26 protein-coding genes are annotated in these 26682 nt (G+C 68.4%); 4 read left to right on the forward strand and 22 right to left on the reverse strand.

Features of this window, described 5'->3' with window-relative positions; genetic code table 11:
- Positions 1-42: 42 nt before the first annotated feature.
- The 5 genes from OG804_RS20285 to OG804_RS20305 all read right to left on the reverse strand — a co-directional run bounded on the left by OG804_RS20285 (position 43) and on the right by OG804_RS20305 (position 5665).
- Positions 43-1605: a bifunctional uroporphyrinogen-III C-methyltransferase/uroporphyrinogen-III synthase gene (locus tag OG804_RS20285; protein WP_328388797.1), complete on the reverse strand. Its 1563-nt coding sequence runs from the start codon at positions 1603-1605 to the stop codon at positions 43-45.
- Entirely contained in the window at positions 1602-2747 is a 1146-nt protein-coding gene (gene hemC, locus OG804_RS20290) for a hydroxymethylbilane synthase (protein ID WP_328388800.1), read from the reverse strand. Before hemC ends, OG804_RS20285 begins: the two co-directional genes overlap by 4 nt.
- Complete coding sequence (locus tag OG804_RS20295) at positions 2744-4171, reverse strand: glutamyl-tRNA reductase (RefSeq protein WP_328388802.1); 1428 nt, start codon at positions 4169-4171, stop codon at positions 2744-2746. Before OG804_RS20295 ends, hemC begins: the two co-directional genes overlap by 4 nt.
- Positions 4168-5151 carry a redox-sensing transcriptional repressor Rex gene (locus OG804_RS20300; protein ID WP_328388804.1) on the reverse strand — a complete coding sequence of 328 codons (984 nt, stop codon included), beginning with the start codon at positions 5149-5151 and terminating at the stop codon, positions 4168-4170. The genes OG804_RS20295 and OG804_RS20300 overlap by 4 nt, the downstream gene beginning before the upstream one ends.
- A 250-nt stretch (positions 5152-5401) precedes the next feature.
- Positions 5402-5665, reverse strand: a complete 264-nt coding sequence (locus tag OG804_RS20305) for a glutaredoxin family protein (protein WP_328388805.1) — start codon at positions 5663-5665, stop codon at positions 5402-5404.
- Between the two features lie 175 nt (positions 5666-5840).
- Between OG804_RS20305 and OG804_RS20310 the strand changes: the two genes are divergently transcribed.
- Positions 5841-6869, forward strand: a complete 1029-nt coding sequence (locus OG804_RS20310; protein ID WP_442941586.1) for an HAD family hydrolase — start codon at positions 5841-5843, stop codon at positions 6867-6869.
- A gap of 67 nt (positions 6870-6936) precedes the next feature.
- Here OG804_RS20310 and OG804_RS20315 read toward each other — a convergent pair whose 3' ends face one another.
- From OG804_RS20315 to OG804_RS20355, 9 genes are all read right to left on the reverse strand, one after another.
- Positions 6937-7950, reverse strand: a complete 1014-nt coding sequence (locus OG804_RS20315) for a lysophospholipid acyltransferase family protein (RefSeq protein WP_328388807.1) — start codon at positions 7948-7950, stop codon at positions 6937-6939.
- Positions 7947-9020 carry an NAD-dependent epimerase/dehydratase family protein gene (locus OG804_RS20320; protein WP_328388809.1) on the reverse strand — a complete coding sequence of 358 codons (1074 nt, stop codon included), beginning with the start codon at positions 9018-9020 and terminating at the stop codon, positions 7947-7949. Before OG804_RS20320 ends, OG804_RS20315 begins: the two co-directional genes overlap by 4 nt.
- A gap of 187 nt (positions 9021-9207) precedes the next feature.
- The gene (locus tag OG804_RS20325; RefSeq protein WP_003402602.1) at positions 9208-9309 is read right to left on the reverse strand and encodes a 30S ribosomal protein bS22; all 102 of its coding nucleotides are present in this window, start codon (positions 9307-9309) and stop codon (positions 9208-9210) included.
- Positions 9310-9511: 202 nt separating this feature from the next.
- Positions 9512-9760, reverse strand: coding sequence for a helix-turn-helix domain-containing protein (locus OG804_RS20330; protein WP_396965653.1), 249 nt, complete (start codon positions 9758-9760; stop codon positions 9512-9514).
- 145 nt (positions 9761-9905) lie between these two features.
- A complete protein-coding gene (gene proC / locus OG804_RS20335) occupies positions 9906-10724 on the reverse strand; it encodes a pyrroline-5-carboxylate reductase (RefSeq protein ID WP_328388813.1) in 819 nt (272 codons plus the stop codon).
- A gap of 51 nt (positions 10725-10775) precedes the next feature.
- Positions 10776-11678 (reverse strand): thioesterase family protein, encoded by a 903-nt coding sequence (locus OG804_RS20340; protein ID WP_328388815.1) that lies wholly within the window; start codon positions 11676-11678, stop codon positions 10776-10778.
- 346 nt (positions 11679-12024) lie between these two features.
- Positions 12025-12951 (reverse strand): sugar phosphate isomerase/epimerase family protein, encoded by a 927-nt coding sequence (locus OG804_RS20345; RefSeq protein ID WP_328388817.1) that lies wholly within the window; start codon positions 12949-12951, stop codon positions 12025-12027.
- 11 nt (positions 12952-12962) lie between these two features.
- On the reverse strand, positions 12963-14690 hold the full coding sequence (locus tag OG804_RS20350; RefSeq protein ID WP_328388819.1) for a hypothetical protein: 1728 nt from the start codon (positions 14688-14690) through the stop codon (positions 12963-12965).
- The gene (locus OG804_RS20355; RefSeq protein WP_328388821.1) at positions 14687-15715 is read right to left on the reverse strand and encodes a Ppx/GppA phosphatase family protein; all 1029 of its coding nucleotides are present in this window, start codon (positions 15713-15715) and stop codon (positions 14687-14689) included. Before OG804_RS20355 ends, OG804_RS20350 begins: the two co-directional genes overlap by 4 nt.
- A 128-nt stretch (positions 15716-15843) precedes the next feature.
- Between OG804_RS20355 and OG804_RS20360 the strand changes: the two genes are divergently transcribed.
- On the forward strand, positions 15844-16701 hold the full coding sequence (locus OG804_RS20360; protein WP_328388823.1) for a hypothetical protein: 858 nt from the start codon (positions 15844-15846) through the stop codon (positions 16699-16701).
- 13 nt (positions 16702-16714) lie between these two features.
- Positions 16715-17065 carry a hypothetical protein gene (locus OG804_RS20365; protein WP_328388825.1) on the forward strand — a complete coding sequence of 117 codons (351 nt, stop codon included), beginning with the start codon at positions 16715-16717 and terminating at the stop codon, positions 17063-17065.
- A gap of 9 nt (positions 17066-17074) precedes the next feature.
- Here the strand turns inward: OG804_RS20365 and OG804_RS20370 are convergent, their stop codons facing one another.
- The 6 genes from OG804_RS20370 to OG804_RS20395 all read right to left on the reverse strand — a co-directional run bounded on the left by OG804_RS20370 (position 17075) and on the right by OG804_RS20395 (position 24236).
- Positions 17075-17764 (reverse strand): response regulator transcription factor, encoded by a 690-nt coding sequence (locus OG804_RS20370; protein ID WP_039826973.1) that lies wholly within the window; start codon positions 17762-17764, stop codon positions 17075-17077.
- Positions 17761-18996 (reverse strand): sensor histidine kinase, encoded by a 1236-nt coding sequence (locus OG804_RS20375; protein WP_328388829.1) that lies wholly within the window; start codon positions 18994-18996, stop codon positions 17761-17763. Before OG804_RS20375 ends, OG804_RS20370 begins: the two co-directional genes overlap by 4 nt.
- Before the next feature lie 224 nt (positions 18997-19220).
- Positions 19221-21272, reverse strand: coding sequence for a CocE/NonD family hydrolase (locus OG804_RS20380; protein ID WP_328388832.1), 2052 nt, complete (start codon positions 21270-21272; stop codon positions 19221-19223).
- Between the two features lie 260 nt (positions 21273-21532).
- Positions 21533-22270, reverse strand: coding sequence for a phosphoglyceromutase (locus OG804_RS20385; protein ID WP_328388834.1), 738 nt, complete (start codon positions 22268-22270; stop codon positions 21533-21535).
- 90 nt (positions 22271-22360) lie between these two features.
- Positions 22361-23257 carry an ROK family protein gene (locus OG804_RS20390; RefSeq protein ID WP_328388836.1) on the reverse strand — a complete coding sequence of 299 codons (897 nt, stop codon included), beginning with the start codon at positions 23255-23257 and terminating at the stop codon, positions 22361-22363.
- 97 nt (positions 23258-23354) lie between these two features.
- Positions 23355-24236, reverse strand: a complete 882-nt coding sequence (locus OG804_RS20395; protein ID WP_328388839.1) for an aldo/keto reductase — start codon at positions 24234-24236, stop codon at positions 23355-23357.
- 126 nt (positions 24237-24362) lie between these two features.
- Between OG804_RS20395 and OG804_RS20400 the strand changes: the two genes are divergently transcribed.
- A complete protein-coding gene (locus OG804_RS20400; protein ID WP_328388841.1) occupies positions 24363-24722 on the forward strand; it encodes a MerR family transcriptional regulator in 360 nt (119 codons plus the stop codon).
- 18 nt (positions 24723-24740) lie between these two features.
- On the opposite strand, the gene OG804_RS20405 is transcribed toward OG804_RS20400, so the two are convergent.
- Both OG804_RS20405 and mshA read right to left on the reverse strand, forming a co-directional pair.
- On the reverse strand, positions 24741-25244 hold the full coding sequence (locus OG804_RS20405; RefSeq protein WP_328388842.1) for a YbjN domain-containing protein: 504 nt from the start codon (positions 25242-25244) through the stop codon (positions 24741-24743).
- Positions 25241-26581, reverse strand: a complete 1341-nt coding sequence (gene mshA / locus OG804_RS20410) for a D-inositol-3-phosphate glycosyltransferase (protein WP_328388843.1) — start codon at positions 26579-26581, stop codon at positions 25241-25243. Before mshA ends, OG804_RS20405 begins: the two co-directional genes overlap by 4 nt.
- Between the last annotated feature and the right edge of the window lie 101 nt (positions 26582-26682).

The following is a 26682-nucleotide window of genomic DNA, read 5'->3' on the forward strand; positions in this document are numbered from 1 at the left end:
ACGACCTCTGTCGTCAGGACCTCGGCTACTGCCCTCGCGGGCTCAGCGACTCCGGCGGCTCTTCTTCCGCGGCGGCGGCAGCAGGCCTTCCGCCCGCAACCGGGCCGCGTGCTCGGCCAAGGCCTCCACCAGCGGGCCCACCTGAGCGGTCTCCGGCTGGACATCGACCCGCAGTCCGAACTCGACCGCGGTTTCCGCCGTCTTCGGGCCGATGCAGGCGACGATCGTGCGGGCGTGCGGCTTACCCGCGATACCGACCAGGTTGCGGACGGTGGAGCTCGACGTGAACAGGACCGCGTCGAAGCCGCCGGTCTTGATCATTTCGCGGGTTTCGGCGGGCGGCGGCGAGGCGCGCACCGTGCGGTAGGCGGTGACATCGTCGATTTCCCAGCCGCGTTCACGCAAGCCTTCGGCCAGCGTTTCGGTGGCGATATCGGCGCGCGGCAACAGGACCCGGTTCACCGGGTCGAAAACGTCGTCGTAGGGCGGGAAGTCGGCGAGCAGCCCGAGGGAGGACTGTTCCCCGCTGGGCAGCAGTTCCGGGTTGATGCCGAAGGACCGCACCCGCTCGGCGGTGGCCTCGCCGACGCAGGCGATCTTCACACCGGAGAACGCACGCGCGTCCAGGCCGAATTCGGCGAACTTCTCCCAGACCGCGCGGACCGCGTTGGTCGAGGTGAACACCACCCACTGGTAACGGCCGTCCACCAGGCCTTTGACCGCGCGCTCCATCTGCGCGGGGCTGCGCGGCGGCTCGACCGCGATGGTGGGGACTTCCTTCGGGATGGCGCCGTGGGTGACCAGGCGTTCGCTCATCTCACCGGCCTGGTCCTTGGTGCGCGGCACCAGCACCGTCCAGCCGTACAGCGCGCGCGACTCCCACCACGACATCTTGGACCGCTGCGCGACCGCTTTGCCGATGGTCACCACGAGCGGGCCGACCAGTTCGGACGCCGCGCTGTTCAAGGTGGCCAGGGTGGCTTCGATGGTGCGCTGCTGACGGGTGGTGCCGCGAACGGTCACCGCGACCGGTGTCTGCGGCGCCATTCCGTGTTCGACCAGCGCACTCGCGGTTTCGGCCAGGTGGCCGGAGGTCGCGTGCAGTACCAGCGGCCCGGGCGCGGCGGCCAGCGCCGGCCAGTCCACCTCACCACGCACATCGGCTTCGGTGTGTCCGGAGCCGAGTGCGATACCGGCGTAGCTGGGCACCGCGGAGCCCGCGGGCAGTCCGGGCAGCACCTCGAAGACGATATGGGAGCGAGTGACCGCGGTGACCTCCGCGATCACCGCGTCGGAGGTGAGTGGATCACCGGAGACCACCCGGACCACGTCCTGGCCTGCTTTGGCCTCGGCGATCAGGGTTTTGGCGACCTCGGCGGGGTCGCCGAGTGCGGGCCGGACGTCCACCGGACGCTCTCCGTCCGGCTCCGGTTCCACATCGGCGCCGATCAGGGCGAGCACTCCGGCGTCCACATCGGGATCGGTGAACGCGAGGGTTGCCCGGCACAGCACTTCGCGGGATCGGGTGGTCAGCAACGCCGGGTCCCCCGGGCCCGACCCGACGAACAGGATCCGCCCCGGATGCTTCTTGCTGGCTCGACTCATCGGTTGTTCTCCATGGGACTGGGTTCGGTGAAGTCCGTGGCGGTGCTCGTTCCCGTGGCAGCGGCGCTCGAATCCGCTGCGACGGTGCTCGTTCCCACCGGGGTGGTGTTGTTCCCGGCTCTCGCGAGATCCGGTTCCGCGGGGCCGGGTTCGGCGGCGATCAGCTCGCGCGCACCCAACTCCAGCAGTTCGCGGGCCAGTGCGCGGCCGAGTTCGGCGGCCTCGGCCGGTGCACCCACCGACGAGGCCCGTATCACATCGGAACCGTCGAGCGCGGCGGCACAGCCGCGCAACGAGAGTTCCTCGACGATGCGTCCGTCGTCGTCCAATGACTCGACGATTTCGGCGATCGCTCCGACGGGCGCGGTGCAGCCCGCCTCGAGTTCGGCGAGCAGCGCCCGTTCCGCGGTGACAGCCGTTCTGGTGGCGGCGTCGTCGAGGACGGCGAGCAACTCGATCAAGTCTGTCTCGTCGGAGCGGCATTCGACGGCGAGCGCGCCCTGCGCGGGCGCGGGCAGCATCTGCACCGGTTCCAGCGCCTCGGTCACGGCGTCCAACCGGCCGATCCGGGCCAGACCGGCGCGGGCGACCACGACGGCGTCGAGTTTCCCTTCGGCGACCTGACGCAGTCGGGTGTCGAGATTGCCGCGCAACGGCTGGATCTCCAGACCGAGCCCCAGCGCGCGCAGTTGCGCGACCCGGCGCGGGGCAGAGGTGCCGACCACGGCGCCCGGGGGAAGTTCACCGAGCACCAGTCCGTCGCGGGCGACCAGCGCGTCCCGTGGATCCTGACGCAGGGGTACCGCGGCGAGCACGAATCGGTCGTCACCGGCGGTGGGGAGATCTTTGTACGAATGAACCGCGATATCGATCGTGGAGGCGGCGAGTTCGGCGCGCAACGCGCTGGTGAAGACTCCTACGCCGATATCCTCGACCGGTTCGGCCGACAGATCTCCCGGCGTTTCGATCACCACCAGTTCGGCCGGCTGTCCGGCCGCGATGAGCGCGTCACGCACATCACCGGCCTGAGTTCGCGCCAGCAGACTGCCGCGGGTACCTATCCGCCATGCCCGTCGGCCGGCGGCCCCGGGGCCCGCGGCGCCCGCGACCGCAGCCGCGTCCGAGCCCTGCAGGATTGTCATGTCGACTGCTCCTGTTCGTCGTCGTGGCCACCGGGAGTGAAGTCGTCGGCCAGCGCGACCTCGCCGTCCAGGCCCATCCAGCCCGCGCCGTTGTGCTCGGCGCGGCTGATCTCCATGGGCGCCGCGACCGCCTGGGCCGATCCGGGTTTCAGTTCGAACAACTCGCGCAGCGCCTCGGCATAGCTGTCCCCACCCGGTGTGGTGGCCAGCTGTTTGACCCGCACTGTCGGCGCGTGCAGCAGTTTGTCCACGACCCGCCGCACCGTGCGCGCCACCTCGTCGCGTTCGGGGTCGGCCAGCCGGGGCAGCCGGGAATCCAGCCGCAACAGTTCGGCCTCCACCACTTCCGCGGCGCGCTGACGGAGCGCGGCGACCGTCGGAGTGACCTCGGCCATCCGCTGCCCGGCCAGATATTTGGCCAGTTCGTCGGCGACGATGGTGCGCGCGGCGGCGGTATCGCCGGCGGCCGCACCGGCGGCCGGGTCGCGCTGGAGGGTCTCGATGTCGATCACGGTGACACCGGGCAGCCCCGCCACCGCGTGGTCGACGTCGCGGGGTAGGCCCAGATCGCAGAACACCATCGGCTGCCCCGCGCGGCGTTCCCGGTCCGACAGCGCGTTGTGCGCGTCGGCCAGGGTGACCACCGAACCGACCGCGCCGGTACAGGTGATCACCACATCGGCGGCGGACAGGGCCTCGGTGAGCCGGGAGAGTTCGTAGGCCTGCGCGGCGACCCCGTGCGTTTCGGCCGTCGCGGCCAAGCGTTCGGCACGCTCGATGGTGCGGTTGACCACCAGGATCCGCCCTATTCCGGCGCGGGCCAGATGCGCGACCGACAGCCCGCCCATCGCACCGGCTCCGATGACCGCGGCGGTCCGGCCGGCCAGCGGCCCCAGAATCGTGGTCGCCCGGTCCAGCGCCACCGACACCACGGAGGCCCCGGCCCGGTCGATCCCGGTTTCCGTATGCACCCGCTTGCCGACGCGCAACGCCTGCTGGGACAGCTCGTGCAGGGTCCGGCCGACAGCCTGCTGGGCGTCGGCGGTGGTGTAGGCGCTGCGGATCTGGCTGAGCACCTGCTGCTCGCCGACCACCATCGAATCCAGGCCACTGGCCACCGCGAAAAGATGCTCGGCGGCGGCCTCGCTGTACCGGACATAGGCGTGCCGGGTCAGTTCGGGCATCGGCAGACCGGAATGCTCGGTCAGCAGCTGGCCGACATCGGCCAGCCCGCCGTGGAACGCGTCGACCACCGCGTAGATCTCGACCCGATTGCAGGTGGAGACGATCATCGCTTCGGAGATATGGCTCGAGGCCAGCATGCGGTCGATCAGCTTGGGCCGATCGGTATCGGTGATCGCCACTTTCTCCAACATCGCAACCGGCGCGCTGCGATGCGAGATCCCGACGAGAAGAACGCTCATGGTGTGACCACCGATCCCTTGCTGGTTGGCTCCGTTGCCGTATGCGAGGTCTGCTGCGTGGCCTGCGCCGCGCAGTGCGAAAGTCCGGCGGTGCTCGGCGTCGGATGCGCGGGGCTCCGGCGGGCGATCCGGCCGGAGCCGTTCAGCGAACGGGCGGAGGGCACGGCACTACTGCTTCCAACGCCGCCCGTGGGGGAATCATTCGCCGGTTCGGTGGCGTTCTCCGCCACATTTTCGGTGTTCACGGCGTCGCCGGAGCTATCGGCTGCCCCGGCGGCGGCCTCATCCGGGTCGGCGTTGCGGACCCGTTCGAACGAGAGCATCTGCATTTCCACCGCGAGGTCCACTCGCCGCAGTTCGACACCCGGCGGCGCGGTCAGCGGGCACAGCGCGAAACTGAGTATCGACTGCACTCCGGCCGCGACCAGTTCGTCACACACCCGTTGGGCGGCGTCGTCGGGCACCGCGATCACCGCGATGGTCGGACGCAGCAGCGCGATCCCGTCGGTGAGCCCGGCGGCATCGCCGACCAGTAGACCCTCGACGTCCCGGCCGATCACCTCGGGGTCGGTGTCGAACACGCCGACCACCGCGAAGCCCCGCCTGCGGAACCCGCGATACCCGACCAGCGCGCGCCCCAGATTCCCGGCGCCGACCAGTACCACCCGATGCCCGCCGGACAGCCCGAGTACGTCTTCGATCCGGGCCCGCAGCCGGGCCACGTCGTAGCCCACGCCGCGAACTCCGTTCGGGCCCAGGAAAGATAGGTCCTTGCGCAGTTTGGCCGAATTGACACCCGCCGCGACAGCGAGTTCCTCACTGGATACGATGGCCACACCGTCATCGGTCAGCAGGGCGAGCACCCGGAGATAGGTGGCGAGTCGCGCCACCGTAGCCTGGGGAATGTCCTTCTGCAGTGTGCGAGTGGTGACGTTGGGAGCATCGCCGGAGACGTCGCGCGTCTCATGGTGCTCTGTCACGTCCTCGGCTCCTCGTACGGGCCGATACGGCCCGGCTGCTCGGCGACCTCCGCCGCGGTCCATGCGTCGATGGCGGGGTCGGATATCGGGTTGATTCACCTGCTACCGGCGGCCGGATACTCGCCCCGGCCTGCGGTTCGCGTGCCACCACCGTAACTGCTTGTGAACCCATGCACAAAGTCGGTGAAATTCGCCTCATTTTGTGTCGCGACCTCACCTTGTACGATCCCCGGCCGGAATTCGGACACCGTCAACGATTCAGGTCGGCCCGCAGTCGTGTCTCGTCGACATCGAAATAGCTGTGTTCACGGCCGTCGAGCAGCACCACCGGGAGCCGGTCACCGTATTCCGCGCGCAGACCGGGATCGGTCCCCGCCACCGCGTCCACGTCGATACTGCCGACCTCGATACCGAATTCCGCGCAGATCGCCCGCAACTGCTCCAGTGCCCGCTCACACATACCGCAACCGGCGCGGGTCAGCAGGGTCACCTCATGTGTCGTGGGATTGCTCATGACCGCTATTCAACCCGTCCGCCGGTCCGGAGGCGGCGGCCGCAGTGCGTCCCGGGCTCGCATCCGCTCAGGCGTATCTCCGCATTCGCTCCGGCCGTGCGCGGGCAGTCGATGGGCTCCGCCCCGTAGTACCCATTAGTGTGGACGTGATTCGCGCGAACAGGCGGAGGTACTGGTGCCGGAACGATCGAAGGTGGGGAAATCCGGGTTCATCGCGGGCCGGTTCGGGGAACTTCCGGTCCGATGGAATCTGGGCCCGCTCGGGCAGGGCCTGTCCGAGCAGCTGGCGCGTATTTCGCGCAGCCCGTTCGGACCCAGCGAGGAAGAGGTCCGCGCCAATGTCGCCGGTGAGGCCAGCGCCGATGCCGCGCTGGCCCTGCAGGACGCGGAGCGCGCCGGCGGCGTAGGTGCACTGCGACCAGAGGCGCCGCGAGATCTCACGGCGGCGGCTTTCTTCGACGTGGACAACACGATGGTGCAGGGCGCATCGATCGTGCATTTCGCCCGGGGACTGGCCGCGCGCAAATACTTCCGTAGCGCCGATCTGGTCGATATCGCATGGAAGCAGGTGAAGTTCCGGATCACCGGCAAAGAGAGCAGCACCGATATGGCGACCGGCAAAGAGAAAGCGCTGGAATTCATCGCCGGACGGTCCACCGCCGAACTCGCCGCATTGGGTGAGGAAATCTACGACGAGATCATCGCCGACAAGATCTGGCCGGGTACCCGCGCGCTGGCGCAGATGCATCTCGACGCCGGTCAGCAGGTCTGGCTCGTGACCGCGACCCCGGTCGAATTGGCTCAGGTGATCGCCAAACGACTCGGTCTGACCGGCGCGCTGGGCACTGTCGCCGAAAGCGTCGACGGACAGTTCACCGGCCGCCTGGTCGGCGATATCCTGCACGGCCTCGGAAAGGCCCATGCGGTCCGCGCCCTGGCCATCCGCGAAGGTCTCAACCTCAAACGCTGCACCGCCTACTCCGACAGCCACAACGACGTACCGATGCTGTCGCTCACCGGTACCGCTGTCGCGATCAACCCCGACTCCGACCTCCGCGAAGTCGCCAAGGCCCGCGGCTGGGAGATCCGGGACTTCCGCACCGGACGCAAAGCGGCGAAGATCGGCGTCCCCACCGCATTGGCCCTGGGTGCGGCGGGCGGAGCAGTGGCGGCCGCGGTCACCCGCCGCCGCAGCGCCCACTGAGAGCAAGACCGGGGCCCCATCGAGGACAAGCCCCGGCCCTACCGGGCCGGGGCTTGTCGATTCGATCTCAGCCCATGAAGGTGTTGCGGCGTTTGATCAGCAGCTTGTAGAGCGTCTGCTGGATCGTTTCCCTGACCTGGTCGGTGACCTCGAACATCAGCATCGGGTCGTCCGCGTCTTCGGCCTGGTAGTCCGCGGTGCTGATCGGGGTGCCGAACTCGATGTACCACTTCGACGGCAGCGGTACCGCGCCCAACGGACCCAGGTGCGGGAACGTGGGGGTCACCGGGAAGTAGGGCAGGCCGAGCAGCCGAGCCAGCGGCTTGATATCGGCGAGCTTCGGGTAGATCTCCTCGGATCCGACGATGGAGCAGGGAATGATCGGCACCCCCGCGCGAACCGCCGCGGCGACGAACCCGCCACGCCCGAACCGCTGGAGTTTGTACCGGTCGGCGTATTTCTTGCCGACACCTTTGAAGCCTTCCGGGAAGACACCGGTGAGTTCACCGGAACTGAGCAGGCGTTCGGCGTCGGGTCGGCAGGCCAGCGTATGCCCCGCTTTGCGGGCGAGCGTGCCGAGCATCGGCATTTCGAAGACCAGATCGGCCGCCAGCAGCCGCAGCGCGCGCTGCTTGGCATGGTGGTCGTGCACCGCCAGTTGGAGCATGAGCCCGTCGAGCGGGACGGTGCCGGCGTGGTTGGCCACGATGAGCGCGCCGCCGACTTCGGGGACGTTCTCCATACCGGTGGTCTGGACCCGGAACCAGTTGTCCGCGAGCGGCCGCAGGGCGGGCAGCAGCACCGATTCGAGCAGATGTTCGTCGAAGCCGAATTCGTCGACCTGGTAGTCGCCGGTGAGACGGCGACGGGCGAATTCCGCGGTTCGTCCGATCTGTCTGCCGAGAGCATCGCGGACGAGGTCGGTGACCGAGCGCGGTTCCGACGGCATGGGCGGGGTGAGACGGTCGGTCAGCGAGGTCACCGACCGGTCCGCGGGACCGGTCCAGTTCCGTGTCGCGGGCCGTGGCCGCGGCACGGTGGCGAGGTCCTGAAGTCTGATGACTTTGGCGACGTCGTTCATGTATGTGCTCCCGTACCGGCCCCGAGAAGGCCGAGCAGTTTGTTTTCTGCGGCGTCGATCCACGCTGGATCGACTACGGGCCGCAACGCTGCGCCCCCGGTGAAGTCGTCGAACGCCTGTACCGTCGTCCAGCGCGGCTCGAACCCGAGCTCGGCGCGCATACGCGTCGTGTCCAGACCACAACCGAAAAGGAAATAGTCGAGCTGTTCGGAACTGAAGTCACGCATGACCGGGCCCATGAGAGTCCGGCCGACGGTGCGGAACACAGACCAGGGTACCGGCATCGCGACCCGGCCGGAACGACGAACGGCTTGGGAAAGTGCGAGCGCGCCGTCACCGGCCACATTGTAGGTACCGCCCGGGCCCGATCCGACGGCATGGACCAGGGCGGCGACGGCGTCCTCCTCATGCAGGAACTGCATCCGCGCATCCCGGCCGAGCACGGTCGGGGTGACCGGCGAACGCAGCAGTTGCGCGGCCCGGCCGCCCAGGCCGGGTCCGACTATCGGCGCCAGGCGCAGCGTTACGACAGTGATATCGGGGCGGCGGCGGGCGAGCCCGCGCGCGAAGCCCTCGATTTCGATCATGTCTCGGGCGAACCATCCGCCCGGTGGCCTGCGGGCGCTCATTTCTTCGGTGAATTTCGCGGGATCCTTGGCACTTCCGCCGTATACCCCGGAACTCGATCGTGACACAACGCGATGGACGGTCGGCGATTTCTGGCAGACGGCGAACAGCTGCATCGCGCCGAGGACGTTCATATCCTTCATCGCGGCCCGTCCGCCGCCCGATGGCGGTTGTGACAACACCGCGGTGTGCACCACCGTGTCGACCTGGTAACGCTCGATTACTTTGCGGATCAAAGGGTTCCGGATATCTGCCCGGACGAATTCGGCCCGTCCCATTCGGCGGCGCAACGGTGGGGCGGGGGTGAGTACATCGACTGCGACAACACGCTCGATATCGGGATCGGCCGCCAACCGGCAGACGACATTGCCGCCGAAGTATCGGCTGGCGCCGGTAACCAGCACCACCTTGGGCCTGTATCGGCCGTTCGCATCAGCGTCCATCTGCACCGGACCGTCCCACCTCGAGCATCGACCCCCGCTCAATAGTTCCGAGTACCAGCCTAACGGCCGAACCTGTAACCCCCGGCATCCTTAACGGGGACCTAACCCCAACTTCAGCCGACCGAAACGCAACGAAACCCGCCACCGAATGGTAGCGGGTTGCGCTGGTGACGATGCGCGGTTGCGCTTACTTGCCGAGTTTGCGCCGCTGCACGCGGGTACGACGAAGCAGCTTGCGGTGCTTCTTCTTCGACATGCGCTTGCGGCGCTTCTTGATCACAGAACCCATAGGGTTGTCCTCGCGTTCTCTCCTCGGCGCGTCACGCGCTCGCTTACGTCAACTGTCCGGTCGTACGCCCGGTTGCTCGCGGCTGAACCTCAGCCCTGGAGGCGGCGGCCCCGCGCGGCCACAAAAGGCAGGCAGCGCGCCGCCGATCCAACACAGCGAGCGTTGATGTTACCGGCCCGCTCCGCGGTACCGGTAACCGCCTTCACCCGGCGTCGAAGTAGGACGTTTCCAAGTAATCGTGCACGGCCTTCGCGTGCACTCGGAAAGATCTCCCGACGCGTACCGCCGGCAGCTCTCCCGAGTGCACCAGCCGGTACACGGTCATCTTGGAAACTCTCATCAAATTCGCTACCTCGGCGACGGTAAGAAATTGCGTACCACCACCGAGTATGGATTGTCCTGGCGACGAACCACCGCCGCTACTAGCGGACATCTTGTTCGAAGACATCATCGCACCACTGACCTCCGGCACGTCCGCGCCACCGGCTTCCCCACCGGCGGAACAGACACGCACGTGCTCCTTGAAGCTTAGCGGGACCAGTGGGATTACTGCGACGGGAGTGAGAAATCAGGTTCATACGCTGGGAGTCAGCCGGTCATTCCGTGGTCGCGCCCTGTTCGGCCGAACGCTGTTTGGCCGCGTGCAGCGCCTCCAGGAACGCCGACCGCAGACCCGCCCGCTCGAGTTCGCGCAGGGCCGCGGCGGTCGTACCGGCCGGAGAGGTGACCGCCGCCCGCAGATCGACCGCGCTCTGCCCCGACTCCGCGAGCATGGCCGCCGAACCGAGCATCGTCTGGGTGACCAGCTGCGCGGCGACGTCGCGAGTCAGTCCCAGCCCCACACCGGCCTCGACCATCGCCTCGACGACCAGGAAGAAGTACGCCGGACCGGACCCCGATACCGCGGTCACCGCATCCATCTGGGACTCGGCGACCACGCACACCTGGCCGACCGAGCGCAGCAGCTCGGTGACCAGTTCCAGCTGCTCGGGTTTGGCATAGCGGCCCGCGGCCAGCACGCTCATTCCCTCGCCGACCAGCATCGGAGTATTCGGCATGACCCGCACCACGGGGAACCCCGCGGGAAGTTTGCCCTCCAGCCGGGCAGTCGGCACTCCGGCCGCCAGCGAGACGAGGATCTGGTCCCGATCACCACCCAGATCGGCCTTGCCCAGTTCGGTGAGCACGGCGTCGACATCGGCCGGTTTCACCGCGACCACCAGCAGATCGGCGCCGACCGCGGCATCATCGACCGCATCGGTCACCCGCACCCCGAACCGGTCCGCGAGCAACTCGGCCCGGTCGGTATGCGTCTCCACCACCACCAAGTCCTTGACGGCCCGTCCGGCCTCCAGCAGGCCGGCAATGAGAGCCTCACCGATCCGGCCGCCGCCGATCACCGCAATTCGTGTCATGAGCGCCATTGTTCTTGGCGGGCCGACGCAGGCGGGGTTCGGGGTGCGTGTTCAGCGCTTCGGGGACGGAAGCAAGGCGAGCTGGCGGCTCTGGGCCACCAGGGCCCCCGTGGAGTCGACCACGATCTGGTCCGAATCGAACATTCCGCCGCCCACCTCATGCGTGGTGGCGATGATGCGCAACCAGCCCGGTGCGGGCCGGCGACGCAGGTAGGTCGTCATCTGGATGGTCGGGGACCAGCCGAAATAGCCGAGGTTGGTCGGTACCGGCGGGCACATATCGGCGGCCATCATGGCGATATAGGTCGCGATCTCGGGGTCTGCCTGGTCGCCCGGTCGCGGGCGCAGCCACATCCGCAGCCGGGGCTCGCCGTGGGCATTGTCGATGAAAGGAGCCCACTCGCGGTCCAGGAAGGCCTCCATGCCGCGGGCCACGTGCACGATCCGGCCCATCGACGAGCCCGGCTCGTACCCGATGGCGTCCGCGGCCGGTTCGACCGGGAGATCGGTATGGACAGGGGAGTACAGCGGGGGCCGGTCCGGGCCGTCGAGGTGGCCGAAGGTGAAGGCGGTGCGCACCAGCGGCCGGCCGCGCTGCACCAGCGTCACGTCCACCAGGCAGATCTGCCTGCCCACCTTGCGGATGGTCACCTCGTAGAGCACCTCGCCGGGTTCCGGAGCGCCGAGGAAGTCGGTGCTGCCCGAGAGCGGCGCCATGCTCGCGCGGTCCGGTTCCACCGTGCGCAGCCAGCGGCTCGCGGCCGCCGCCGAACCGGCCACCATGGTGCCGCCGTGCAGCTTCGGCCCGACCGTCCAGATATCGTCGATGACGCCGCGATAGCGGCCGGCACCCGGCTCGTCGGCGGCGAGTTCGGTCAGGGCGCATACTCGACTGAACGGCGCGTTCGTGGACGCCAGGTCGATATCGGCGCCCAGTTCCGTCTCCGTCGTCATCGATACTCCTTTTCCTCGGCCCGGTATCCGTACCGCGGGTGCACGCTGCCGGTCAATTTTGGTACAGCGGTGCCGCGCGGGTGCGGGCGGACCTGGTAGCTGTGCTGATCGCGCGCTGGCGCGCGGGTTCGGGCCCCGGTCCACAGATGCTGGGCATCCGCGGGTAGCGCAGCGGCACATGCGACCGCCCCACCGTACTGCCGAGTCCTGTGAGGCACCCGAAGGGTTGGAGCCGCGTCGCCGTTCAGCCCTCTGAACGAAAACGTCGTCAGAGCGAGCCCCGAGGGCGCGGCGGTGACGCCCGGGAGCCGCAGCCCCGGGCGCGCCGACACCCCGTCGACACCTCTCAACGGGATTCGATCGGGCTGGGGTCGGGTCGCGAAGTGACCGCCGGATTCAGATGGGTCCGGGCGAACGTGAGCGTCCGGTCCAGCATCTGCGCCCGGGCCGCGGTGTTGCGCGCGTCCTGGGTGTTGATCTCGGCCACCGCGTGGCCGGCGAAATCATTGCCGACCAGCGCGGCACACACCTGCGCGCACGGTTGGGTGCCCTCACCGGGGACCAGATGCTCGTCGTGCGCCGCGCCGCGGCCGTCGGCCAGATGCAGATGCACCAGCCCGGCGCCCATCCGCGCGGCCAGCGCGAGCGGATCGGTACCCGCGGTGGCGGTATGCGACAGGTCGAGGGTGTAGTGCCGGAAACCGGTATCGGTGGGATCGTAGGTGGGACTGAAAGCGGTCAGCGAAAGACCCGGTCCGCCACGGCGTTCCAGCCGCTGGATATCGCGGGCCCGGCGGGCGAACAATTTGTCGGCGCGCATCGGGAACATGTTCTCCACCGCGACGGCCACGGAGCTGCTCTGTTCGAGATCCGCGACCTGTTCGGCGAAACCCTCCGCGTAGCGGCGCTGCCAGCGGAACGGCGGATGCACGACCACCGTATCGGCGCCCAGCGCTTCCGCGGTCCGCACACTGCGTTCGAGTTTCGCCACCGGATCGGCGCCCCACACCCGCTGCGAGATGAGCAGGCACGGCGCGTGCACCGCGAGCACCGGCACCGCGTATTTGCGCACATAACCGCGCACGGTGGTGACGCTCTGGCTGGCCGGCTCGGCCCAGACCATCAATTCGACACCGTCGTAACCGAGTTCGGCGGCGTATCGGAAGGCCGCCTCGGTGTTCTGCGGATAGACCGAGGCAGTCGACAACCCCACCTTGACCCGGCGGCGCCGTCCCTCGTCCCGCGGTTCGGCCGCGGGAGGTATGCCTGCCATCGCTGCCTCGCTCAGCCCGTACTGAGTAGAAATGCCAACGGTCCCAGTGTGACGAACACACCGACGACCACTGCGATCACGGTACTGAACATATCGTCGCCGCGCCGCAGGATCCGCACCAGCGCGACGAGCCCGAGGATCACCACCACAGCCAGCGCGAGGGCGGCCAAGGGCTGTGCCTCCCACAACAGTTCGAAGCCCTTGAAGGCGAGCATGCCCGCGATCGCCGCACCGACACTCTGCGCGCCGAGGATCATCCACTGCTTGCGCGGATCGTCGATCGTCTCGGTGTCGGGCCGGCGCGCACCGGCCGCGAACTTGGATCTGGTCGCGGCGAACTTGCCTCCGGCCGCACCGAGTTTCCCGGTCAGCGCCGCGCGCGCACGATCGGCCCGGGTTTCGGGACGGTCCGCGTCGTCCGGATCGTCGTAATCGTCGTAGTCCGGATCGTATTCCGGCTCGAAGTCCCCGGTCTCGAACGACTCGTCGCGCAGCCCGGGGTCCGGGAGCGGCCGCATGGGTCCGTGAATATCGGTGGCGTAGATGTCGTTGCGGCCGAAGTCCGGGTCCGGACCGAAACCCGGAGCCGGCGCGCCGAGATCCGGCGGTACGGGACCGGGACCCGCTGCCCGGCCGTTCCGCGGGCCCGGGCCGCGGAACTCGCCCCGGCCCGGGCCGTCGTGCGGCGGCGTCTCCAGACCCTGGAGCCCGGCACGTAGCCGCATGCCCTGATCGCCCGGTGACCAGACGACGGTGGTCTGATCACCGTTCGGGATCGCCGGATCGGGCGTGTTCGGCGGTTCCGGCCAGGACTCCGGTTCGGGCAGGGGGCGCGCACCACGGCGGCGGCGCTCCAGTTTCGGCCGCGAATCATCGGGCGGCGCATCGCTGGGCGCCTGCCACGCCTCCGTCGGCGGGGCGGCGCCGGGCGGACCCAGTCGCGGCGGCCCGCCGTCGAATCCCGCAGTCGGCCACGACGGGCCCGCATCCGGTCCGCCGAATTCCGGCCGTGCGGTCGATGCCGGCGGACCCCCGAAATCCCCCGGTTCCGGCGGCCAGCCGTAGTGCGGGGAAGGCTCCGGCTCCGGGGCGGCGGGCGCGAACTCCACCGCGGCGGCCGCTTCCGCCGCGCGGCGGCGGGCGGCGCGGCCCCCGCCCGGAGTCGGCGGGCCGCTGTCGCTGGGTTGATTCGCCGGGGCCGCGGGGCCCGGATCGTTCGCGAAGTAGCCGTCGCCCGCGAATTCGTCGTCCGCATCCGCCCGTCGGCGGCGACCCGCGCGCGGCGCGTCCTCCGCGGGCGGGAACTGGTCCTGACCGGATCCGAAGGCCGCCGGATCGCCCAAGCGGGCGGGTGCGCCGTCTACAGCCGAGTCGGTTCGATACGGCTCGAGCGGGTTGTAGACGGTGATCGGACCGGACATCGGCGAGTTGTTCGGATCCGGTGCGGCATACGAAACCGGCCCGCCCGGATACCCTTCCGCCGCGTATCCGGTTTCGCCTCCGCCGTCCGCTCCAGCGGAATACTCCGGCGGCGCATCGGCCGGGTACTCCGTGTCCTCGGCGTCGGGCGCCGCGTGGGCGGAGCCGCCGGATTCGACTGCCGGCAGGTCACCGGACAGGTCGTCGACCGAGAGCCCGCGGCCCCCGCGCCGCCGACGCCCGCCGCTGCCCGAGGCCGGTTGCTGTCCGTTGCGGGCCAGAAGTTCGGCCACCGACAGCTGATTGGAGTTCCTGCTCATGAAGGCACCGTTTCGATCGGGCCCGCCGACGTACGGCCGCCGGGCGTCGAACCGTTACCGGTCGCCGCGTTCGGTGCGTTCGTTGTCAGTGGTCCACCATCCATATCGGTATCCAGTTTGCGCAGGATCAGCCCTTCGCGCAGCGCCCATGGACAAATTTCCAACGTATCCAGGGAAAACGCGCGCATCGCCGCCTCGGCCACCAACGCTCCCGCGACCAATTGCTGGGATCGGTCGGCGCTGACGCCCTCCAGTTCGGCTCGATCCGCGGCGGTCATCCGGGAGATGAACGCGATCAGCTGACGAAGTCCCGAAATCGTCAGGGTCCGGCGGACGCGGGGCCCCGCTCCCGACGGCGCCGCGCCGGTCAAGCGGGCCAGCGACCGGAAGGTCTTGGACGTGCCCACCGCCAGGTCCGGTTTACCGGCTTCGGCCAGCTGTTTGGCCGGGTCGACCAATTCGGCGGTGAGCCAGTCCCGCAGGATTCCGACCCGCCGCTTGCTCGGCGGGTCCTCCGGTAACCATTTACGGGTCAAGCGGCCCGCCCCCAATTGCAGCGACAGCGCGACCTCGGGTTCCTCGTCGACGCCGCTGCTCACCTCCAGGGAGCCCCCGCCGATATCGAGATTGACGATCCGGCCCGCACTCCAGCCGTACCAGCGGCGCACCGCCAAGAAAGTCAGCCGCGCCTCATCCGCCCCGGACAGCACCCGCAGATCTACGCCGGTCTCGGCGCGCACCCGGCCCAGCACCTCGTCGGAGTTGGTCGCCTCGCGCACGGCCGAGGTCGCGAAGGCCATCAGCTCCGAGCATCCCGAGGTGGTCGCCAGGCTCGCGAGGTCGGCGACCGTATCCAGGAGTTTGCGCTCCCCTACCGCGGTGATCCGACCGGCGTCGTCCAGGTTCTCCGACAGCCGCAACGATTCCTTCGTGGAGCTCATCGGCATGGGGTGGCCACCGCGATGTGCGTCCACCACCAGCAGGTGAACGGTGTTACTGCCGACATCGAGGACACCTAGACGCACACGGACACGTTACTTGGTGAACCTGAACACCAGGCGACCCGGTTGTGGTGTTAGCGTTGAGGGTTGTGACGTCTGGCGCAGCCGCGAACGACTCCGTCCCCGCTCCGACCGACCTTCCGATGCCGAAGATGCGGCCGAGTCGGGAGGTGCCGCTCGACTTCCCTCGAGAGTGGCTGGAGTTCGTGGACCCGGCCGATGACGAACATCTGATCGCCGCGGATCTGACCTGGCTGACCTCCCATTGGACCTGTGTTTTCGGCACTCCCGCCTGCCAGGGCATCCTGGCCGACGAACCGGATGCCGGGTGCTGCACACACGGCGCGTTCCTCTCCGATGACGACGATCGCAAACGCCTGCGCAAGGCAGTGAAGTTGCTCACCCCCCAGGAATGGCAGTTGATGGACCGGGCGCGCGACAAGAAGGGCAATATCACCCGCAAGACCTACCTGGAGACCGACGAGCTCGACAGCGAACCCGCGGAACGCACCCGGCGGGTCGACGGTGCGTGCATATTCCTGAACCGGCCGGATTTTCCGGGCGGCGCGGGCTGCGCGCTGCACATCATGGCCGTGCACCGGGGGGTCGAACCGCTCACGGTCAAACCCGACGTATGCTGGCAGCTACCGATCCGCCGCACCCAGGAGTGGATAGACCGCCCCGACGGCGTTCGGATCCTGCGGACCGTGATCACCGAATACGATCGGCGCGGCTGGGGTCCGGGCGGTATCGACCTGGACTGGTACTGCTCCGGGTCACCCGACGCACATATCGGGGAGCGGCCCGTCTGGCAGTCCTACCGCGCCGAACTGATCGAACTGCTGGGTGAACCCGCCTACAAAGAGCTCGAACGGCAGTTGCAGAGCCGAGCAGGTAACGGGGTCGGCGCGGAGCACCCCGCCACCACCCGGGCGCTACGCAAAGCTCGGGCAAAGGAGAACGGGCGGCCGGAGCGGCCCGCCAAGATCATCGGACTCGACCTGCGATAAACGGGAGCGGAGCATGACGCGGGGCCCCTGGAGGCAACGACCGGCCGTTTCGGCGGCACTGATCGGTATCGGCCTCTCGGGCGCCGTAACGGCGGGCGCGGTGAGCGCCGAGCCCGCGGCCGACCCGAACCAGTTCTCCGACCGGACCGCCGAGTTCGTCCCGCTCGGCCATCCGGACGCCCTGGCGGCCCGCGATGCCGGGAAACATCTGGTGCTCAGCCCACACGGGACCGGGCGCAGCATCGTCTGCCGTGGAGATACCCGGACGGCGCCCTACGACTGCGCCCAGGAGGACGGGCTCGGCTGGGCCCCCCTGCACCGCACCGACACGCCGATGGGTGACGTCTGGATCTACTTTCCCTGACCCGCCCGATCAGGCCTCGAGCTTGTACCCGAGGCCGCGCACGGTCACCAGATGTTCGGGCCGCGCCGGGTCGGCCTCGATCTTCGACCGCAGCCGCTTCACATGCACATCGAGGGTTTTGGTGTCGCCGACATAGTCCGCGCCCCACACGCGGTCGATCAGCTGACCGCGGGTGAGCACCCGCCCGGAGTTGCGGAGCAGGTATTCGAGCAGATCGAACTCTTTCAGCGGCAGCGTCACCGGTTTCCCGTTCACCAGTACCGTGTGCCGATCCACGTCCATCCGCACCGGGCCTGCCTCCAGCACACCGTTCTCGCTGCCGGAGTCCAGCTCGTCGCCGGCGCCGCGGCGCAGCACGGCCCGGATCCGGGCGATGAGCTCGCGCGCCGAATACGGTTTGGTGACGTAATCGTCGGCGCCGAGTTCCAACCCCACCACTTTGTCGATCTCGCTGTCCCGCGCGGTCACCATGATGACCGGTACGCCGCTACGGGTGCGCAGCTGCTTGCAGACGTCGGTGCCGCTCATTCCGGGCAGCATGAGGTCGAGCAGGACGATATCGGCGCCGGACCGGTCGAACTCGGCGAGCGCCGACGGGCCGTCGCCCACGACGGTGACCTCGAAACCTTCCTTTCGCAGCAGGAAAGCGAGCGGGTCGGCCAGCGATTCCTCATCCTCGACGATCAACACACTCGTCATCTGCGTGCCTCCACACCATTCGTTCGGCCCGGGCCCGAGGGGCGCGGACTGGTTTCTCTTTTGGTCAGCACGGGCGGACCTGCGGCGACGGTGCCGTCGGTCTCCTGGTGCGCGGGTATGCGCAGGGTGAATGTCGAACCGGTGCCGAGCTTGCTCCACAGGGTGATCTCACCGTTGTGGTTGGCGGCCACGTGTTTGACGATAGCCAGTCCGAGACCGGTACCGCCCGTGGCACGGGAGCGCGCCTTGTCGGAGCGGAAGAAACGTTCGAAGACTCGTTCCTGGTCGTCCTTGGCGATGCCGATTCCCCGATCGGTGACGGCCATCGCCACATAGGAGCCGCGGACCGACCGGCTCACCGAGACATGGGAGCCGCGCGGCGAGTAGGCGATGGCGTTCTCGACCAGATTCGACAGCGCGGTGATCAGCAGGGTTTCGTCACCGAGCACCTCCAGCCCGCTCGGACGGTCGGTGCTGACCGTGATCCCGGCCGCCTCCGCCGCAGTCCTGGACCGGTCCACGGCGTGATTGACCACGGTGTCCACATCCACCACCTCGAGTTCGGGCAGTTTCTCCGCGCCCTGCAACCGGGACAACGCGATCAGTTCGGTGACCATCTTCCCGAGGCGGCTGGATTCGGCCAGGACGCGCTTACCGAAATGTCGGACCGCCTCAGGGTCGTCCGCCGTCTCCAGCAGTGCTTCGGCCAGCAGGCTCATCGCCCCCACCGGGGTCTTCAGCTCATGGCTCACATTGGCGACGAAATCGCGGCGGGTCGCCTCCATCCGGGCCTGCTCGGAATCGTCGTCGGCGAACAGGACGGTGAAGCTCGTCTCCTCCGGGGAGAGAGGCCGGGCCAGGCCGCGGACCGCGATCCGGCCCCGGCCGGGGGTCGGCTTATCGGCGGTGAGGTCGAACTCCGCCGATTCGCCGGTCGCCAGGACCTTCTCCACGGCCGCCCACGCGCGTTCCTCGAGCAGGCGGTTGCGGACCAGGCCGAGTTCCTCGGCACGCGGGTTGACCAGCACGACATCGCGGTATTCGTCCACCACGGCGATACCGCTCTCCGAGGCCAGCACGATCAGGTCGAGCACCTGTGACATGGTCAGACCCGAGTCGGCTTGTCGGCGCTGCGCCTGCCGGGCATTCACATAGGGGATGACCAGTCCACCGACGGCCAGTCCGACAACAGCCGCCAGGACTGCCAGCAGTACGGCCTGGGGAACGCTCACATCAAGAATCGTACGGTCGACGACCGGTGAACAAACCCGGGGTCGGCGAAGTTTCGTGCAGGTCACGGGCGATTACGACGGCGTTCGCCGGGCGTTTACGCATTGTTCGGCAGCGAACGGGTTTCGATCGCTCCGGGCGTGTTCCCCGGGCCGAAACGCCGACGAACCCCATTGTGTCTGGGACACAACGGGGTTCGCGTCGGCGCGCACTGCCGAGGGCGGCTTCACCAACCGGGGTTGCCGCGTACCGGGATGTTCGCGAAGCTCGGCTGATTCGGGTCGAGCTGCACATGCTGCGGCTTGAATCCGGTATCGAGAAGCATCGGCAGCGGCGGCACACCCTTCGGGGGATTACCGGCGTAGACGTCCACACGCAACCGGTGCCCCGGCTCCAGCCTCGCCTCGATCGCGGGAACCGCGATATCGAGTGTGGTGACCTCGCCGGGCACCGTCGGCTGCCGATTCTCGATCGTGGTGAACGGACGCGGATCGGTGTAGTCGCCGTTGGCCGATCGACTGCTCAGGGAGTCGTCGATCTGGCGCAGTGAGGCCGTCAGCTGTCCCGACGACAACACCCGGGACTGCCCGTCGGGCGCCACATCGTTGACCGTCACCGACCAATAACCGTCCGCCGCGTCCTGCACGGTCCGCAGGTGTACGGCCATCGGACCGGAGATCTCGACGGCCTCGGCGGCCGGGGCGCTGGTGAAGGTCAGCCCGTTCGATTCCTGGATTCGGGAATCCGCGCCGCACGCGTTGATGACCGCGAACACCCCCGCAGTCGCCTGGCCGGCGTCATTGGAGCACAACCCGGTGAGTCCCGGAGCGACGGTCAGCCGCGCGGAACTGTCGGCAAGGCTTCCGAGCGAACCGTCGTGCACACTGTGGCCGCCCGTTCCGCTGGGCGCCGCCGACAGGTACATCCGCCGATAATCGGCCTGCTGGCCGGGCGGCGCGCTCGCACCGAAGCCGTCCCGGGTGACCCAGCCCCCACCCTGCTGTCGCAGCGTCACCGGGCCGTACTGGTCGATGCCGTTGTCGATGCCCTTGAGCCATTTGTCGAACCAGGCGCGCTGCAGCACGTCCAACCGCGGCGGCAGTCCCGGTTTGCCCGATTCGCTGCCGGAGTTGATGTGATATGTATCGCCCATCAGCAGCTGTTTCTGCCCGGGCGGCAGCGGCATCTCGTTGTAGATCTGGGACTCGGAGTAGGTGAACAGATCGTGCCAGCCGCCGGTCACGAAGGTCGGCACGTCGACTTTCGCGGGGTCGCCGAGCCAGGCCTGCCGATCCGGGCTGTCCCCGCGGATCATCTCCTGCAATCGCGGATCCAGATCCTCGATGCGCGGGGTGGTGTACGCGTTCAGGAACACGTCCAGGTAGGTGAACGGCGAGGACAATCGATCGTGCAGCCACCGCTGGTCGAAGGTGCCGGTCACCATCGATTGCACGTCCGGCATCCATTTGGTCGCGTTGATCAGCGACATCCACAGCGGTATGAAGTTGAAGCCGAAACCACCGCCGGGCATGAGCACGTCCTGGGCCAGATCGCTACCGGGCACCACCGGGAATAGGGCCTTCAGCGCGGGCGGATGCTGTTCGGCGGCCTGCAGTTGATTGATCCCCGAATACGACATCCCGGTCATCCCGACCTGACCGTCGGACCAGGACTGCCGTGCCGCCCAGTCGATCACCTCGACCGTGTCGAGTTGTTCGCGCCGGCGCAACATATCCCAGACGCCCTGCGAGAAACCGGTTCCGCGGACATCCACCACCACCTGGACGTAGCCGCTCTTCACCAGCTGCCGGTCGACCGCGAAGTTCCGCAGCGCGCCACCGCCGAGCGCCTTGGTGAGATCGGTGAGCCCGGACAGCGGGGTACCCGTCATATCGATGTCCCGGGCGAGCTGCGAGACGGTGTCGGAGAGGCCGGGAACCGAGCCCATATGGTCCACGAGGTTGGACGCCAGCTTCGTATAGGGCGTCATATTGACCAGCACCGGCGTGCGGGTGTCGATCGGCCGCGAGGCGGCGTCGGCGGGCCGGTATACATTCGCCTTCAGCACCGTGCCGTCGCTCATGGTGATCGGCACGTCCCAGGTGATGTTGATATCGGGATACTGCTGCGGCCCGTCATGGGTGGCGGCCCACTGCGCCCCGGCCGGCCCCCCGTCGGGGCCGGCGGCCACCGGTGCCGCGCCGGCGCTGCCCCCCAGCAGCGGCGCCAGCAGAACCGTAGCGGCCATTGCTACGGTGGCTCGCATCACAAACTTCATCGGTCGTGATCCATCTCTCGGACTGGTCGGACGTTCGAGAGCTTACACAGCGTTACCGGCGGGTAACGAGAATTTGTCGCGCGGAATCCGCGCATATCCGATTCCGGTGACGAGTTTTCGTCTCATCCCACAAATGGAATCGCTTTTCCGGGTGGCATTTCACAAAGTCGCGGCGTGCACATCCGCGCCCGCTCGCGCGCCTGTCGCCCGGATGAAAAAGCGCCGCAACCCGTTCCGGATCGCGGCGCTCCCGGCGGAACCTACCGGCCGCCCTGACTCGCCACCGCGGCCGCACCGGCCGCCGCGGCTTCCGGATCCAGATACTCGCGGGGACGAACCGGACGCAGATCGTCGTCCAGTTCGTAGCGCAGCGGAATGCCGGTGGGGATATTCAATCCGGCGATATCGTCGTCGGATATCCGATCCAGGTGTTTGACCAGCGCCCGCAGCGAATTCCCGTGCGCGGCCACCAGCACCGTCTTTCCGCCGCGCAGTTCCTGGGAGATCGTCGATTCCCAGTAGGGGACCATCCGGTTCACCACATCGAGCAGGCATTCCGTAGCCGGAACCTCGATTCCCGCGTATCGCGGGTCGCCGTCCTGGCTGTATTCGTCGGCTCGATCGATCGGAGGCGGCGGGGTGTCGTAACTGCGCCGCCACAGCATGAACTGGTCCTCGCCGTACTCGTCACGGATCTGCGCCTTGTTCTTCCCCTGCAGCGCTCCGTAGTGCCGTTCGTTGAGACGCCGATCCCGCACGACGGGGATCCAGTGCCGATCGGCGGCGTCCAGTGCGATATTCGCCGTCATGATCGCGCGACGCAGCAGCGAGGTGTAGACGATATCGGGCAGAATGCCGTGCTCGGCCAGCAATTCGCCGGCCCGTTTGCCCTCGGCGACGCCCTTGTCGGTGAGATGTACGTCCACCCAGCCGGTGAACAGGTTCAGGGCGTTCCATTCGCTCTCGCCGTGGCGCAGCAAAACGAGGGTGTTCGTCATGCGGGCCATCCTGCCATGACCCGATCCCGGCTGTGCGTACCCCTCGGGGCCGCGTGACCGGGCCGCACGCACCCGTCCGCCCCGGGCCTGCTACTCGGGGAGGGGCAGACCGGCCGCGAGTATCGCCGCGCCGCGCAGGGTCGCTCCCTCCGCGAGCCGCGACTGTTCCACCCGCAGTCCGCGCAGGAAGTTCAGCCCCGCGTGCCGGGCCAGCGCCGCCCGCATCGGAGCCCACAACGGTTCACCCGAATCCGCGAAACCACCGCCGACGACGACCGTATCCACATCGAGCAGCGCGGCGGCGGAACTGATCGCCCGGCCGAGCGCGGTACCGGCGCGCTCCAGTGCGGCCAGCGCGATCTGATCACCGGCGCGGGCGTCGCGGGCGAGCTCGGCCCCGGTCCCACCCCGCCACCCTTGTTCTCGTGCCCAGCGCGCCGACGATATTCCGCTCGCCACCGCCTCGACGCAACCCACACCTCCGCACGCGCAGGGCACATCCCACTCCGGCACCACGATATGGCCGATATGGCCGGCGTTCCCGCTGCGCCCCAGCACGACTCGGCCGTCGACGAGGATGCCGCCCCCGATCCCCGACGACACGGTCATCGCCAGACCGTTCCGCAGCCCCCGCAACGCACCCGAATACTGTTCCGCCAGCGCCAGGCACGCGCCGTCGATCGCGAACCGCACCGCGGCGTCGGGGAACAGCTCATCGACCGCGGCGACGATCGGGAACCCGGCACGCCACTGCGGAATATTGAGCGGGCCGGTGACCCCGGCCGGAACATCCACCGGCCCCGCCGATCCGATTCCGACCGCTGCCACCGGAGCGCCGTCCGCGACCTCGAGCAGCAGCGCCCGACACGCCTCCCACACACCGTCGGCCGGTACCGGCGCCCGGCGCACCGCGCTCACCCGGCCGTCGGCGCCGACCCGACCCGCGGCGAATTTCGTCGCCCCGATATCCAATGCGAGAACCGCCACCCGTACCTCCCGATGATCCGATGTCGTGATTATCGGCGTGCCCGCGCCGCGGTGGCGATTCGTCCGGCACGACCGCCGCGGTGCGCGGGGTGAACGGTCAGCGGGTGCTCTTCTCGATCACGGCGGCGTCGAGCGCCGACAGTTCGTCCGGGGTGAGCAGGAGATCGGCGGCCGCGAGGTTGTTCCGCAGGTGGGTGGGGTTGGTGGTGCCGGGGATGGCGAGGATGTGGTCGCCGCGGTGCAGCAACCAGGACAGCGCGAGGCGCGTGGGTGCGACACCGTGAGCGGCGGCGATTTCGGCGAATCGTGGATCGTCTGCGGCCGTGCCGAGTGTCAACGGGAAGAAGGCGACGAAGGCGATACCTGCCGCGCCGGTGATCTCGACGATATCGTCGTGGGTCCGGTCGCCGATGCTGTAGTTGTTCTGCACCGCACCGATCGGGGCCACCTCACGTGCCTGCGCGAGTTGGGCGGCGTCGACCCCGGAGATCCCGATCGTCCGGATCTTGCCCTGCTGCCGCGCCTCCTCGAGCACCCCGAGCTGGTCGGCGAGCGGTACCGACGGATCGATCCGGTGCAGGTAGAGCAGATCTATCCGGTCGGTGCGCAGCCGGCGCAGACTCAGCTCGAGTTGCTGACGCAGGTACTCCGGCCGCCCCAGCGGCACCCACTCCTCCGGTGTCGGACGGGTGTTGCCGATCTTCGTCGCGATCACCACCTCCGACCGGATCGGGGCGAGTGCCTCGGCCAGCAGTTCCTCACCGGCGCCGAGCGCGTAGGCGTCCGCGGTGTCGAACATGTTCACCCCGGCTTCGGCGGCCCCGCGCAGAAAACCGATCAGCTCGTCCCGGTCGGTAGGCGGATTCCAGATCGGGGCAGTAGGGCCACTGCGCTGGTCGGGCCGATCGGCCATCCGCATGGTGCCCAGGCCGATCCGCTGGACCCGCTGGCCGTCGTCGAAAACAAAGTCAGTTCGCATGAGTTCCACCATCCACATTCACACCGCGTGAGGGTCAAGTGCGGGGAATTTCACATCAGGTGCGGGCCGGGCGCGGGAATTTTCCAGACCGGTCGGTGCTTTCTTCACACGACGAAGGGAACCACCATGCGCATCGGCGAGTTGGCGACGGCAACCGGTATCAGTCAGCGCCTGTTGCGCTACTACGAAGAGCGCGGGCTGCTGACCCCCGAGCGAACCACCAACGGATACCGCCGCTACCCCGAGACAGCGGTCCGCGATGTCATCCGTATCCGCCGCCTGCTCGCCGCCGGACTACCGCTGCGGGTGATCACCGAGGTGCTCGATTGCGCCTGCGGCGGGACCGACGAGGTGGAGCCGTGCATGGAACCCCGCCTTCGCGCCGAATTGACCTCGCTGGACAGCAAGCTCGACGACCTCGGCCACCGTCGCGCCGAATTGCTCGACCTCATCGAACGCGTCGCGGAGCCGAGTCCGCGCCGCTGAGCCGTCGCGGACACGCCCTCAGTTCGAATCGGCGGATTCCACCAGATGCTCGAACGCGCGCAGGTTCTGCAGCGATTCTCCGCGCGACACCCGCCACTTCCATTCCTTACGAATGGACTCGGCGAACCCGAGTTCGAGCAGGGTGTTGAAATCTCCGTCCACCGCCTCGAGGATCTGGCCGAAGATCCGGTCCAGTTCCTCGACGGTCACCGAATGCGTGGCGGCCCGGCCGACCAGATAGATGTCACCCAACTTGTCCAGGGTGTAGGCGACGCCGTAGAGACGGCGGTTGCGGCGCAGCAGGTACTTGTAGACGCCTTCGAAATTCTCGTCGGGCTTGCGGCAGACGAACGATTCGAACCGCACTCCGTGCGCGCCCAGCGTGAGCATCACAGTGGTCTTCAGTTTCCGCTCACCGGGCAGCACCGCGACGAACACGTCATCGCTGGGGTGGGTGTATTCGATCTCACGATCGCGCAGCGTGTCCTCGACGACCCGCGCGGTGGCCGATGCCTCGCTCATGTGCGCACTCCCGTCCGGCGCCGCCACAGCGCCCGCGATCTGGCCTGGCTGTCGCCGAGGATAGTGGGAACGCGACCGAAACCACCCAGCGCGGCGGTGTAGCTGGCCATCAGTTTCTCGGCGGTGTGCGCCCAGGAGAAATCCGCCGCGTGCGCCACGGCCTGGTCGCCCATCAGGCGCAGCCGTTGCGGATCGTCGAGCAGATACTCGAGAGCACCCGCCCAATCGGGGGCGCGATGACCGGCCACCAGCAGCCCGCTGTGTCCGTGCCGGACCGCGGTGCCCAGTCCGCCCACCGCGGCCGCCAGCACCGGCGTACCGCTGGCCTGCGCTTCCAGCGCGACCAGCCCGAACGATTCGTTGTAGCTGGGCACCGCCACCAGATCAGCCGACCGGTACACCAGCACCAACCGGTCGGGCGGTTGCGGCGGCAGGAAGGTCACCTGGTCCGCGATCCCGAGTTCGGCGGCCAGTTCGATCAGCGCGTCCGGGCGCTCCAGGCCCGTACCCGACGGTCCGCCGACGATCAGCGCGCGCAGTTTGCGGCCGGGCCGGCGGCGCAGCGCCTCGGCGACCGCGCGCACCAGCACATCGGGCGCCTTGAGCGGCTGGATCCGGCCGACGAAGGCCACGACCTCCTCATCGGGCGACAATCCCAGTTCGGTGCGGGCCGCCGCCCGATCGCCCGGGCGGTAGCGGGTCAGATCCGCGCCCGGCGGCACGATATCTATCCGGTCGGGCACCGCGCCGTACAGCTCCTCCAGTTGCCTGGCTTCCTGCGCGGTGTTGGCGGTGAGCCGGTCCGCTTCGGCGATCACCTGTTTCTCGCCGATCTCGCGGGTCACCGGTTCGGGGGAATCCCCCTCCGCCAGCGCGGCGTTCTTCACCGCGGCCAATGTGTGCGCGGTGTGCACCAGCGGCACTCGCCAGCGGTCACGCGCCAGCCAGCCCACCTGACCGGACAGCCAGTAATGCGAATGCACCAGGTCGTAGTACCCGGGCAGCTGCCGGGCTTCCTGTCGCAGCACCTCCGCGGTGAACGGGCACAGCTGGGTGGGCAGATCGTATTTGTCCAGGCCCTCGAACGGTCCCGCCACCACATTGCGCACCAGCACCCCGGGCGCGGCTTCCTGCACCGGCGGCAGGTTCGACGACGTGGCCCGGGTGAAGATCTCGACCTCGGTCCCCCGTTGGGCCAGCTGAACGGCCGTTTGCAGGACATAGACGTTCATCCCACCCGCATCCCCCGTACCGGGCTGTGCCAGTGGTGAGGTGTGCACCGTCAGTACGGCGATTCGGTCGGGCCGTCGGTCCGGGCGTTGACTCACGATGTCCATATTGCACGGTGCAACGCAGGGGCCCGGTCCCTCCTTCCCTCGGGGTGAAAGTCATCACACCTATTCGATTCTGCGTGAATTTTTCTCACCGGCGTGCGGGC

Origin of the sequence: Nocardia sp. NBC_00416 (assembly GCF_036032445.1) — a bacterium.
Lineage (GTDB): Bacteria > Actinomycetota > Actinomycetes > Mycobacteriales > Mycobacteriaceae > Nocardia.

Excerpts from the sequence above, each read along its gene's own strand:
- OG804_RS20285 (WP_328388797.1), bottom strand. The coding sequence starts at position 1,605 with ATGAGTCGAGCCAGCAAGAAGCATCCGGGGCGGATCCTGTTCGTCGGG.
- hemC (WP_328388800.1), bottom strand. The coding sequence starts at position 2,747 with ATGACAATCCTGCAGGGCTCGGACGCGGCTGCGGTCGCGGGCGCCGCG.
- OG804_RS20295 (WP_328388802.1), bottom strand. The coding sequence starts at position 4,171 with ATGAGCGTTCTTCTCGTCGGGATCTCGCATCGCAGCGCGCCGGTTGCG.
- OG804_RS20305 (WP_328388805.1), bottom strand. The coding sequence starts at position 5,665 with ATGAGCAATCCCACGACACATGAGGTGACCCTGCTGACCCGCGCCGGT.
- OG804_RS20315 (WP_328388807.1), bottom strand. The coding sequence starts at position 7,950 with ATGAACGACGTCGCCAAAGTCATCAGACTTCAGGACCTCGCCACCGTG.
- OG804_RS20320 (WP_328388809.1), bottom strand. The coding sequence starts at position 9,020 with ATGGACGCTGATGCGAACGGCCGATACAGGCCCAAGGTGGTGCTGGTT.
- OG804_RS20325 (WP_003402602.1), bottom strand. The coding sequence starts at position 9,309 with ATGGGTTCTGTGATCAAGAAGCGCCGCAAGCGCATGTCGAAGAAGAAG.
- OG804_RS20330 (WP_396965653.1), bottom strand. The coding sequence starts at position 9,760 with ATGATGTCTTCGAACAAGATGTCCGCTAGTAGCGGCGGTGGTTCGTCG.
- proC (WP_328388813.1), bottom strand. The coding sequence starts at position 10,724 with ATGACACGAATTGCGGTGATCGGCGGCGGCCGGATCGGTGAGGCTCTC.
- OG804_RS20340 (WP_328388815.1), bottom strand. The coding sequence starts at position 11,678 with ATGACGACGGAGACGGAACTGGGCGCCGATATCGACCTGGCGTCCACG.
- OG804_RS20345 (WP_328388817.1), bottom strand. The coding sequence starts at position 12,951 with ATGGCAGGCATACCTCCCGCGGCCGAACCGCGGGACGAGGGACGGCGC.
- OG804_RS20350 (WP_328388819.1), bottom strand. The coding sequence starts at position 14,690 with ATGAGCAGGAACTCCAATCAGCTGTCGGTGGCCGAACTTCTGGCCCGC.
- OG804_RS20360 (WP_328388823.1), top strand. The coding sequence starts at position 15,844 with ATGCGGCCGAGTCGGGAGGTGCCGCTCGACTTCCCTCGAGAGTGGCTG.
- OG804_RS20365 (WP_328388825.1), top strand. The coding sequence starts at position 16,715 with ATGACGCGGGGCCCCTGGAGGCAACGACCGGCCGTTTCGGCGGCACTG.
- OG804_RS20370 (WP_039826973.1), bottom strand. The coding sequence starts at position 17,764 with ATGACGAGTGTGTTGATCGTCGAGGATGAGGAATCGCTGGCCGACCCG.
- OG804_RS20380 (WP_328388832.1), bottom strand. The coding sequence starts at position 21,272 with ATGAAGTTTGTGATGCGAGCCACCGTAGCAATGGCCGCTACGGTTCTG.
- OG804_RS20385 (WP_328388834.1), bottom strand. The coding sequence starts at position 22,270 with ATGACGAACACCCTCGTTTTGCTGCGCCACGGCGAGAGCGAATGGAAC.
- OG804_RS20395 (WP_328388839.1), bottom strand. The coding sequence starts at position 24,236 with ATGCGAACTGACTTTGTTTTCGACGACGGCCAGCGGGTCCAGCGGATC.
- OG804_RS20400 (WP_328388841.1), top strand. The coding sequence starts at position 24,363 with ATGCGCATCGGCGAGTTGGCGACGGCAACCGGTATCAGTCAGCGCCTG.
- OG804_RS20405 (WP_328388842.1), bottom strand. The coding sequence starts at position 25,244 with ATGAGCGAGGCATCGGCCACCGCGCGGGTCGTCGAGGACACGCTGCGC.
- mshA (WP_328388843.1), bottom strand. The coding sequence starts at position 26,581 with ATGGACATCGTGAGTCAACGCCCGGACCGACGGCCCGACCGAATCGCC.